This is a genomic window from Rhodopseudomonas sp. B29, assembly GCF_000333455.1.
In the GTDB taxonomy this organism is placed as follows: domain Bacteria; phylum Pseudomonadota; class Alphaproteobacteria; order Rhizobiales; family Xanthobacteraceae; genus Rhodopseudomonas.
Genome location: NZ_BADD01000315.1, coordinates 1 through 1,624 on the forward strand (window position 1 = coordinate 1; position 1,624 = coordinate 1,624).

Here is a 1,624-nt window from a genome sequence, read left to right on the forward strand (position 1 = left end):
CGAGGATGTCGCCCAGCGTCGCGCCCGAATCGGACGAGCCGTACTGCGCGATGGCTCCTTCTCTTCGGCCACTTCCAGCGCCTTGATCGACACCTGGACCTGCGGGGCCTTCTTGTCGAACTGGATGACGCGGGCGTCGACCTTTTCACCGACGGCGAAGCGGTCGCTGCGCTGATCGTTGCGGTCGCGAGCCAGCTCCGAGCGCTTGATGAAGGTGTTGAAGTCGGTGCCGACGATCTGCACGTCGATGCCGCTTTCCTTCACGTCGAGCACTTCGCAGGTCACGACAGCGCCCTTCTTGACGTCGCCCGGCTCGGCGAAGGGGTCGCCTTCGAGCTGCTTGACGCCGAGCGAGATGCGCTCCTTCTCGACATCAACATCGAGGACGATGGCCTTGACCATGTCGCCCTTCTTGAAGTTGTCGATGACCTGCTCGCCCGGCTGCTTCCAGTCGAGGTCCGACAGATGCACCATGCCGTCGACGTCGCCGTCGAGACCCAAGAACAGACCGAATTCGGTCTTGTTCTTGACCTCGCCTTCGACGGTCGAACCGACCGGATACTTCTCGACGAACAGCTCCCACGGATTGCGCATGGTCTGCTTGAGACCGAGCGAGATGCGGCGCTTGACCGAATCCACCTCGAGCACCTGCACTTCGACTTCCTGCGAGGTCGAAACGATCTTGCCGGGGTGCATGTTCTTCTTGGTCCACGACATCTCGGAGACGTGGATCAGGCCTTCGATGCCCGGCTCGAGCTCGACGAACGCACCGTAGTCGGTGATGTTGGTGACGCGGCCGGTGAAGCGCGCGTTCAGCGGGTACTTCGCCTCGATGCCCTGCCACGGATCGTCCAGCAGCTGCTTCATGCCGAGCGAGATGCGGTGGGTCTCGTGGTTGATCTTGATGATCTTGACCTTGACGGTCTGGCCGATCGTCAGCACCTCGGTCGGGTGGTTGACGCGCCGCCAGGCGATATCGGTCACGTGCAGCAGGCCGTCGATGCCGCCGAGGTCGACGAACGCACCGTAGTCGGTGATGTTCTTGACGACGCCGTCGATCACCTGACCCTCTTCGAGGTTCTGCACCAGCTCCTGGCGCTGCTCGGCGCGGGTCTCTTCCAGAACCGTGCGGCGCGACACCACGATGTTGCCGCGGCGGCGATCCATCTTGAGGATCTGGAACGGCTGCGAGTTGTTCATCAGCGGCGCGACGTCGCGGATCGGACGGATGTCGACCTGCGAGCGCGGCAGGAACGCCACGGCGCCGTCGAGGTCGACCGTGAAGCCGCCCTTGACCTGATTGAAGATGACGCCGAACACCTTCTCGTTGGCGTTGAACGCCTTCTCGAGCTTGCCCCAGCTCTCTTCGCGGCGCGCCTTGTCGCGCGACAGCACGGCTTCGCCGAGCGCATTCTCGATGCGGTCGAGGAACACTTCGACGGTGTCGCCGACCTTGATCTCGTTGTCACGGCCCGGGCCGGCGAATTCGCGCAGCGCCACGCGGCCTTCGGTCTTCAGGCCGACGTCGATGACGGCCATGTCCTTCTCGATCGCGACGACCTTGCCCTTGATGACAGAGCTTTCCTGCAGGTTGCCGCCGGCGAAGGACTCGCGAGCATCGCGC

Annotated in this window: 1 pseudogene; it reads right to left on the reverse strand. The window is 63.5% G+C overall.

The features are described 5' to 3' along the window. Nucleotides 1–1,624: pseudogene (gene rpsA / locus I5M_RS29575) on the reverse strand (30S ribosomal protein S1); the annotation flags it as partial.